The organism is Sediminicola arcticus (genome assembly GCF_040566695.1).
Lineage (GTDB): Bacteria > Bacteroidota > Bacteroidia > Flavobacteriales > Flavobacteriaceae > Sediminicola > Sediminicola arcticus.
Genome location: NZ_JBEXAE010000014.1, coordinates 1 through 10,679, shown reverse-complemented (window position 1 = coordinate 10,679; position 10,679 = coordinate 1). Strand labels below are relative to the sequence as shown.

The window sequence follows — 10,679 nt, the reverse complement described above, 5'->3', positions numbered from 1 at the left end:
GCCGGATTACCTAGATCCAACCGATGACAATACGGATACAGATGGTGACGGAGTTACGGATACAGATGAAAATACAGATGGGACGGACCCAACAGATCCTTGTGATTTTATTCTTGCAAGTCAAACCGTAACCCCTACGGATGAATGGATTGCTCTAGATTGTGACGGTGATGGAGTAACCAACGGTGATGAAGTTACAGATGGAACAGATCCGTTGAATGGTTGTGATTACAATCCAGAAAGAGTATCTGTTGCCCAAGGTGGGGATTACCTGCTATTGGACTGTGATGGTGACGGGGTGACCAATGGAGATGAAATCATGGATGGGACAAGTCCATTTGATTCTTGTGACTTTTTGCTGGCAAGTCAAACGCTAACTCCATCGGAAGAATGGATAGCTCTTGATTGTGACGGAGATGGAGTAACTAACGGTGATGAAGTTACCGATGGAACAGATCCGTTGGATGGTTGCGATTACAATCCAGAAAGCGTTTCTGTTACCCAAGGTGGGGATTACCTGCTATTGGACTGTGACGGTGACGGGGTGACAAACAGCGATGAAATTACTGATGGTACGGATCCATTAGACTCTTGTGATTTTATTTTATCCAGTCAGACCGTGTTGACATCGGAGGAATGGGAAAATCTAGATTGTGATGGAGACGGGGTGACCAATAGGGATGAACTTATAGATTCAACCGATCCTTTAGATCCATGTGATCTGCTTTTAAGTAGTCAATCTGTGGATACAACAAGCGAGTGGAATAATTTAGATTGCGATAGTGATGGAAATCCAAATGGTACCGATCCAAATCCACTTGTTGCCACAGCTGTTTATGATACTGGATCTACATTGCCCGAAACAGAAGTGATTATAAACATTTTAGCGAACGATGATTATCTTCCGAATAATGATGGAAACAATCTTGGGACCACTACTATTACCAGAATTGGTGGTGATGCAACGGGTACTGTTTCTTTTGATTCTGAAACAGGGGAATTATTTTATACCCCAAATGCTTCTGAAACAGACACGATTATAACAATTATATATGAAGTATGTAATACAGATCCTGATCCAGATGTTTGTGCATCGGCAACAGTTACCATAACTGTTGAGGCTGATGTCATGATCATTGATGCAGTGGATGACAACTATTCAATTGATTTTGTTATAGACAATATAGGGGGTGATATTGAAGGCAGTAATGTATTGGAAAATGACACCTTAAATGGCGAAACAGTTGATTTGGATGATGTAACAATTACTTCTACACCAACCAATGAGTTAAGAGTCAATGAAGATGGTACTGTAAGTGTCATAGATGACAAATTGTCTCCGGGCACCTATTCTATTGAATATACAATTTGCGAAAAAGAAAATTCAACTAATTGTGATACTGCAATTGTAACTGTATCCATAGGCATTTTATCTAGAGGGCCTATCGAAGTAAACCAATTGGTGACGCCCAATAGTGATGGGAAGAATGACTTTTTATTCATCAGAAATGTAGATCTTGCTCTTAATAACTCTATTAAAATTTTCAATAGATGGGGTAAAGCCGTTTACGAGGGGAGAGGTTATAATAACCAGAATAATGTGTTCGATGGAAAATCTAAAGTAAGATCAACTATCGGGGCTGGAGATTACCTGCCAGCTGGGGTTTATTTTTATATATTTGAATATACCTTTGATCAAAAAAATAATAGGGAAAGTGGTTACATTTATATCAGTCAATAATACATCTAATAGGATATGATAAATAAAATAAAGCTATATATACCACTAATTCTATTCTTTGCTATTGTTGAATTAGTTCAAGGACAACAAGACGCACAGTATACCCAATATATGTTCAACACGTTGAGTGTTAATCCCGCATATGCAGGATCCAGGGGACAGTTGAGCATCTCTGGCCTTTATAGGTCACAATGGGTTGGATTGGACGGTGCGCCAACCACACAAACCTTTAATGTGCATTCACCCATTAGAAATAGTAGATTAGGTTATGGTCTTTCCATTGTGAACGATGAGATTGGGAATGGTGTTGTTCAAGAAACGTATCTGGATGCAGTGGTGTCCTACACCATAGAAGTTGCACGCGATGCAAAGTTATCGTTTGGATTAAAGGCAGGTGGAAACTTACTGAATCTCGATTTTAGTGGCTTACGGAATTTTGATTCGGAGGCAACCGATGGGAATAATATTGATAATAAATTCTCCCCTAATTTTGGGGTAGGGGCTTATTATCACACCAATGAGTTCTATTTGGGCCTTTCTGCTCCTAATCTGTTGGAAACCAAACATTTTGATAATTCTAGCGGCGATGCTAACACTACAAATTTTCTAGCCAAAGAAAGGATCAATTTTTATGTGATCACTGGTTATGTGTTCGATGTAAATGCCTTTTTAAAATTTAAACCTGCCTTACTAACCAAGGTCGTGAGTGGCGCTCCTTTGCAAGTAGACATGTCTGCCAATTTTATGCTCAATGACAAATTTACTTTTGGAGCGGCGTATCGTTGGGACGCTGCTGTGAGTGCCCTTGTAGGTTTCCAAATCACAGATCAGTTTATGGTAGGATTAGCCTATGATCGTGAAACTACGGAACTGGGAGGGACTCAATTTAATGACGGAACCTTTGAGGTCTTTTTAAGATTTGAATTGGTAAAATCATTTAGTCGCTTGGTGTCACCCCGTTTCTTTTAATTAGCAGAAAATGATAAAAAAAATACTTTTAGTAATAGTTTTAACTTTTATCGGAGCAAGTGCTTTGTTTGCCCAGGATCGTCAAGTAGAGAAGGCGAACGAAAAGTATGAAGAGTATTCTTTTAGTCTGGCAATAGATATCTATAAAAAAGTGTTAGAAAAGGGGTATGTAACTCCAGATATCCTAAAAAAATTGGGAAATGCCTATTATTTTAAGGCAGATTATACAGAAGCGGCTAAGATTTATAAAAGGCTGGTGGATGAGTTTCCTAACGATCTGGCACCAGAATATTATTTCCGGTATGCCCAAGTGCTTAAATCTCTAGGTAATTATTCAGAATCCGATGTTGAAATGTCAAAATTTACCCAATTGACTTCTGGAGATGAAAGGGCCATTGCTTATAAAAATGAACGTAATTACCTTGAAGAAATAAAAAATAATTCAGGAAGGTATGAATTGAAGGATTTTGATTATAACTCACCTTATGGTGATTTCGCACCTTCTTTTTACAAGCAAGGGTTAATTTTCTCTTCGGATAGGGATACTGGGAATTTAGCTAGATACAGGCATACATGGACCTCTAAAGATTTTTTAGATCTTTATAAAGTCGATGTAGATAGTTCTTCAAATAATAAAGTAGTTAAACTTGACGAAAACATCAATACTAGACTCCATGAGTCTACTTCTACAACTACAAAAGATGGTGGGGTAATTTATTTTACCAGAAATAACCTTTTGGATAGTAAATATGCAAAGGATAAGCAGGGAATCATTAGGTTAAAAATATATAGAGCAAAACTACTTAATGGTGATTGGACAGAGGTAGAAGAATTACCATTTAATAGTGACTCCTACTCTGTGGCACATCCCGCTTTAAGTCCGGATGATAAAACACTTTATTTTGCTTCCGATATGCCTGGATCCCTAGGAGAATCAGATATATTTAAGGTGACCATTAATCAGGATGGCACTTTTAGTACTCCTGAAAATTTAGGAAATACCATAAATACAGAAGCTAGAGAAAATTTTCCTTATGTGAGTGAAAAGGAAATTTTATACTTCTCATCAGACGGACATCCAGGGTTAGGGGGGTTAGATATTTTTGCGACTAAAATTGCATTTGGAGATTTTTCTGGAAAAATTACCAATGTAGGGGAACCTGTGAATAGTACCCTAGATGATTTTACTTATATTTTCGACGAAGAAACAAGAGAGGGTTATTTCGCGTCCAACCGTGAAGGAGGAATGGGGGAAGATGACATTTATGCCTTTAAGGAAATTAAACCCTTGGTATTGGAATGTGTTCAGCAGATTACTGGAACGGTTAGGGATAAAATATCCAATGAGGTATTGGTTGGAGCTACTGTAATGGTGATCAATGAAGAAAATATAGAGGTTTCCAATACCATTACGAACTCCAATGGGGATTATAGTCTGACTGTAGATTGCAACCAAGGAAATTTTGTTAGGGCTTCAATAGAAGGGTATATTCCGGCTGAAGAGTATTTAGGAATATCCGATGGAAAACCAACGATTATTGATTTCTATCTAGAACGTGAAATTGTCACTGCTGGTTTTGGGGACGATTTGGCAAAATTACTTCAATTGAGTACCATCTATTTTGATTTGAACAAGTACAATATCCGAAAAGATGCAGAGGTAGAGATTCAGAAGGTTATTGCAGCTATGGAAAAGTATCCGAGTTTAAGAATTCAAGTGAACTCACATACGGATAGTAGGGGGCCTGACCCATATAATCTATGGTTGTCACAAAGAAGGGCAGAAGCTACGGTAAATTATATGATCGCCCAAGGTTTACCCAAAGACCGACTGATAGGGGAAGGCTTTGGTGAAACAAGGTTGGTAAATGGCTGTGGCAATGTTGTAAAATGCTCTTCTGAAGAGCACCAATTAAACAGAAGGTCGGAGTTTATTATATTAGAGTAACATCGTCTTTTTCCCATAACAAAAAACCAGCCTTTTAAATGCTGGTTTTTTATGTCTGTATTTTTAAGAATACCATTAATAGAAGCTTTCTGCAATTCTATTAAAACTGCTATAAATTTATTAACATGCTTTTAACACGCTTCACAACAAGTTTTTTTCTTTTCAAACTTAAAGGAATATTTTCACCAATTGAGAATATAGTCTTGTAAGTTTTAATTAGTATCATAATTACTGATATAGTAAATTTAAATCTATGTGTTTTAGCCATAAATTAAAACAATTTGTATTAATAGTGTTCCTTCTGCTGTTTGGCCTCCCTTTAATGGCGCAGGTAACTGGCGATTATAGATCCAAAGCCACTGGTAACTGGAGTAGTTCCAGTACCTGGCAGATCTATAATGGATCTTCTTGGGTTAATGCCACCACTTATCCTGGCCAAAACAGTAATGTTGGTACAATAACCATTGGTAGTGGTAATACGGTAACCTTGAATGTGAATATTACTTCTTATACCATAAATAAGCTAATTATTGGAGATCAATCTGGAGGAAACGATAACCTGTCATTGCCAGATAACGGAAGTTTTCAAGTTAATATTATGCAATTATCATTAGAGAGTGATGGTATTCTATCATGGGTTAAGAATGCTGATTTGTATTTGCCTGAGGGTGCGCAGATTTATAATAATGGCGGACAGATTAGAACTGATAAGAATTGTAATGCTTCCCAAAGTATTTATATTGGATCCGAAAGATTTTCAAACTGTAATGGAGGAGGAGGGGTCGATTATTCTTTTGATGAGATAGAATCCGCACTTCCCCCTCCTTCTACTAATGGTGATATTACCGAATGCGAAAATAACCCCATTCAGACCTTAACAGCTTCTGCAACCCCTCCTTCTGGAGCCTATGTAGCGTGGTATGCTGCTTCTAGCGGTGGATCTACTGTTTCTCCTACCTTAAATACTGTGGGAAATGTAACCTATTATGGAGAAAGTGTAGACAATACAGATTCTAATCGAAGAAGTCTATTTAGATCTGCCGTTAAACTAACCATTCGTCCAAGGCCCACCATATCGGTCACCAGTTCTCCTAGTTGTGTTTTTAGACTTGGTTCGCCTACTACCTACCAATTGGAGGTTACGGTCAGCACTGGCAGTGTATCTAGTACTGCCGGTACGGTTACCAATACCTCTGGTAATGTATGGACCATTACCGATGTTCCATCAGGAACAAACATTGTTGTAACGGTAACCGATACCAATGGTTGTACCAATCAACTTTCAGTGACTGCACCTAATTGTTCGTGTCCTGTGGTTAGTGCACCTGCCAGCGGTGGTAATAAGGCCTATTGTATTGGAGATCCCGTGCCGAGCATTACAGCATCGGTAGGTTTGGATGAAACGGTAGACTGGTATAATGCGCCTAGTGGAGGAACATTATTATTAATGGCCAATACAACATATAATCCAACTGCCCCAGGTACTTATTATGCTGAAGCACGGAATACCTCCACCAATTGCCTTAGTGGGGCAAGGACGGCCATAACCGTTACCCGCGATACTCCTTCTACGGCCTCTATTGGGCCAAACCAATCTATTTTTACCGGAGGTAATGCTATTTTTACAGTGACTACAACTAATGCAGATACCTATCAATGGCAGGTCAGTATAGATGGTGGAGTTATCTTTAATACTATTGTGGACGGAACGGAATATGCTGGCGCACAGTCAACTTCCCTGGCCGTAAAGACGGCAGACATAAATAAAAATGGCTTTAGGTATCGGGTTTTGGCCTCAAGATCAGGATCGGGTTGTCCGCCTACAGCTTCGGCTTCGGCATTGTTGACGGTGAAGGTCAAAACAGTAATCACCAACCGAAGGATTACCCATAGGGTGAATAAGAGTTAGTCACATAATTTCTGTCTATAGCCTCATTAATAGATACAAAGTATTGGTTTAACAGTCTGTTGAATCAAATTCAATAAAGATGTCTAAAAGACATCTTACCATTTTACAACTCAATGATCTAACTACTTTAAAAATTTGTACTAATCCAATAGGGATATGAGTAGTCATTTTATATAGGCAAACATTATTTTGTTTAACCTATAAGTTCATTTTTTATTTTGATAAGGTTTTGGGGTTACATTTAAGATAGAGAATATTAAAATAAATTAAATGTAAAATACTGATTTAATGATATTTAATTAAAATAATCTTAAAATTAAATAAAATATCTCCTATATACCCTAAGAAAAGACTAGTTAAGCACTATGAAAACCTACCTATACAACATTTATTGGGTTGGAAGACCTCATAACCCCTACTTTTGAATAGAGTACAAAGAGATGATCTTAAAACAAACATATATTAAGTTTTTGAATCGAAGTATTATTTTTCTAATGCTTATTGTTTTGGGTTCCTTTGTTAACGCTCAGCAAAACCCCGGTGTTGGTGCTAATTTTGGTTTGGAGGCCGATATACTATCGGGTACCACCAATGCAAATACGGATGACTGGTTTACTGGAACCACAGGAATGGGAGTCATCGATCAAAGTCAGTTGACAACCTTCCAATCCCTTATCAATTCTTCTTCAAATACAGCTTTTGATACTAGGATGAGTACAAATAATTTTTCATCCCCGAATGGCTACATATGGTATGCCGCTAGATTTGGCCATGACTATATTAGTCAGGGAAATGGCAATAGGGACAAAACTACCTTTGGTAATGGATCCAAAAATGCCCAAAATCCGAATACCCAATGGAATGTAGGAGAATCTTCCTTGACCTCAAATGTAGATATTGTAGACAGTTATGTGCATATGCGAAGGGATGGTGTGGATACTGGGGATGATCTTTGGGTGAACTTGGGAGTTTCTACCTTAAAGGCGAACGGATCTAGGTTTATAGATTTTGAATTATACGTAAGGGAATTGATTTTGTCTGGCAATAACTTTACCAATGTGGGGCCTAATGAAGGACATACTGCTTGGCAATTTGATGCTTTTGGGAATGTTACCCAAATTGGTGATGTAGTTATAGGTTTTGCTTTTTCGGGTTCTGGTGTCTCCAGTATAGAGGTCCGCGTTTGGGTTTCCCGAGATGATTATACTTTTAATAGGGGTTTTAATTATAGCTCTATAGATGGTCCTTCTAATGGATCGGTCTACGGGTATGCCAATATCAATTTTGTAGGGAATACCTTTAGTAAGGTAAATACGTCAGCTTCAACGGGACCCCCATGGGGCACTTATGCTACAGGACTTACCCCAGCTGTAAATTATGAGCCAGAGGCATTCGCGGAAATTGGCGTTAATTTTACAGGAATTGGTTTTGATCCAAGAACCTTATTTGGACCAGGTTCTGCCTGTGACTCTCCTTTTAGTTCTGTTTTGGTAAAAACAAGATCCTCGGCATCGTTTACTTCTTCTTTATCCGATTTTGCTGGGCCTTATGATTTTTTGGGAGGAGCATCTTCAGGACAATTGGATACTTCTATCCAGGATCCAGGTGCTTTTAGTGGCTGTATTCCTAATGAGACCCTGACATTGGAGGCAAACTTTAATTCTGTGAGTGCAGAATATTACTGGACCTCAATTACGCCAGGAGTAACTTTTCCAGATGGGAGTACTTCAAAAACTGGATTGAATTTGACTTCGGTAGCTATAGATAAACTAGGGGATTATAGGTTGAATATAGCACCTTTGCCCGGTTGTACTCCCGATCCGACAAATGGTACCACGATTACAATTGATTCGGATGGCTTGGTTTCTGTAACGACCCAACCTTCAGATGAAACGGTCTGTGATGGGAATCCAGGGACATTTACTGTGGTAGCGGCCAATGCAGATAAATATCAATGGCAATTAAGTACAGATAATGGGAGTACTTATAGTAATCTATTGGATGGTGGCGTTTATACTGGGGTTACAACATCTACAATTTCCATAAATCCGACCAATACAGGTTTAGAGGTTAATTTATATAGGGTAATGGTCTCTACATCAGCAAACACGTGTCCACCCATAATATCCAATCCTGCCACATTAAATGTAATTGGTCAGGTTAGTATTGGTACACAGCCCGTCGATGTTGAAATTTTTGCGGGTGATACGGGTACTTTCACTGTTACTGCGGTCTATGCCGATAGTTATCAATGGCAAGAAAGTACAGATAACGGAGTGAGTTTTTCTAATATTAATGATGGGGGAGTCTATACGGGTACAAATACGGCAACATTGAATATCACAGGTGCGGATATAGATTATTCAGGATATCAATATCGTGTTGTGGCCTCCAATACTTCAGCTTCCTGTCCATCATCGGAAACATCGTCTATAGCCACATTAACCGTTTTGGTCAAAAATATAATTACGAATAGAAGGATAACCCATAGAGTCAATAAAAATTAAATATGCCTAGTAAAATATCATGGATACGATATTTTACTAAAATTGACAACTATCATTTTTGAGATATCAATACTTTGACGATTGCCATTGTATTAAATCAGTATACAACAATCCCAAAATACCTATCATTTCTATTTTTTACATTTGGAGGGCTAATCTCTTAGGATCACTACTACATAATGATAACAAGGGTCAATAAAATGGGCTACAGCACAGACTTCGCAGAAGGTAAGACCTATTTGGCTACAGTTACAGAAATGGCTGTGGGAGATTTAAATGCTGGATTGTCCATGTATACCGATGTGGACGGCAATACCAATAATACCAATAATTTCAGATTCTCCATTCCATTACCTTTTGGGGCCATGGTAGGGCAAAACATAACCGCTACTATTGCCAATATCACCTCAAAATTTTCTCCACTTTCAGCGATTAAGGTTAGTACTATTATTACTAATAGGAGAATCACCTGTAGAGTGAATAAGAGTTAAATATTTTATTGTAGTATTTAAACTAAGAATATGCTCTGGAATTCTTTAGCTGGATGCTGATGTTGAAGCTAATTATCTCTCAAACAAGATAAGATAAATCGATACCTGAGGGTTATACAATTATTTTAATTGATATAATATGAGCGTGAATTGAATGATAGTCAAGGTATTTTTAAGTTGATATTTGGTTTTTTTTGATTGTAAAATTGGTGGGTAAAAGATCATGATTAAGATTGATTTAAGGTGGAAAGTCAAATGTATTTGGCAACAGTTCTTTTAGCTGAAATGACACATAATCAAGATAAGATGATAATCGGTAAGTCTTGATATTACTGCGGTAATCGACTAAAGACAACCTGAATTTAGTAAATATCAATTCTGGAAACTACACTTTATTGATTATAGACAATACTAATTGGTAGTTACACAACATTTATTTTAACCGCCCTAGCTTCCTGCTAATTTTGTAGGGTGTAATAATATCAATTTGGCATTGAAGCTTTTCTAAGAATTCTTTCCCTGTTCGATGATATTTTAAAAACCAGCTTTATGATGAGGTATGCAAATGACCGAAAGCATAAAAATACTTACAGTAAACCGACAATTATGAGTAAAAGGATTTTATTAATCATTTTCTTGATATCAGGGTTTGCATTTTCGCAAACTACTGTTACCCTTCAGGATCAATGTAATTGTGAGGTACTTAGTGGTACTGCAGTTACTACTCCTGGGGCTACTGCCCCAACGGGTGCGGACATTGGAGATATTTATGTAAATACGAATACGGGTACGATTTATTTTTGGGATGGGAATTCATGGGAACTGACGTCTTCGGATAATCAGCAACTACAGAATTTTAGTTTCAATGCAGGAACTAATCAGCTGACCTTGGTTTTGGAAAACGGTGGTAGCTTGGCTGTGGATTTAAGCAGTTTAAATACCATTGGAACGGATGATCAAACGGCATCTGAAGTAATCTATGATAATTCAGCATCTGGCTTGTCGGCTGGTACGGTGCAATCTGCCATAGATGAAATCAACAACGCTTCTAATGCTGTAAATCTTATTGATAATGGAAATGGGACTTATACCTTTACAAGGTCAAATGGAACTA

At 37.8% G+C, this 10,679-nt stretch carries 7 protein-coding genes; all 7 read left to right on the top strand.

Annotated features, from left to right (window positions below; all coding sequences use genetic code 11):
• Positions 1–1,741 (top strand): T9SS type B sorting domain-containing protein (locus ABXZ36_RS15685; protein ID WP_354616631.1); only part of this gene is annotated, 1,741 nt, incomplete at its 5' end.
• 15 nt (positions 1,742–1,756) lie between these two features.
• The gene (locus ABXZ36_RS15680) at positions 1,757–2,710 is read left to right on the top strand and encodes a PorP/SprF family type IX secretion system membrane protein (protein ID WP_354616630.1); all 954 of its coding nucleotides are present in this window, start codon (positions 1,757–1,759) and stop codon (positions 2,708–2,710) included.
• Positions 2,711–2,720: 10 nt separating this feature from the next.
• Positions 2,721–4,658: an OmpA family protein gene (locus ABXZ36_RS15675; protein ID WP_354616629.1), complete on the top strand. Its 1,938-nt coding sequence runs from the start codon at positions 2,721–2,723 to the stop codon at positions 4,656–4,658.
• 292 nt (positions 4,659–4,950) lie between these two features.
• Positions 4,951–6,567, top strand: coding sequence for an Ig-like domain-containing protein (locus ABXZ36_RS15670; RefSeq protein WP_354616628.1), 1,617 nt, complete (start codon positions 4,951–4,953; stop codon positions 6,565–6,567).
• Positions 6,568–7,061: 494 nt separating this feature from the next.
• Positions 7,062–9,074, top strand: a complete 2,013-nt coding sequence (locus ABXZ36_RS15665) for a DUF8696 domain-containing protein (RefSeq protein WP_354616627.1) — start codon at positions 7,062–7,064, stop codon at positions 9,072–9,074.
• Positions 9,075–9,253: 179 nt separating this feature from the next.
• Positions 9,254–9,565: a hypothetical protein gene (locus ABXZ36_RS15660; RefSeq protein ID WP_354616626.1), complete on the top strand. Its 312-nt coding sequence runs from the start codon at positions 9,254–9,256 to the stop codon at positions 9,563–9,565.
• Positions 9,566–10,171: 606 nt separating this feature from the next.
• Positions 10,172–10,679, top strand: a 508-nt coding sequence (locus ABXZ36_RS15655; RefSeq protein ID WP_354616625.1) for a hypothetical protein, incomplete at its 3' end; no start/stop codon positions are given.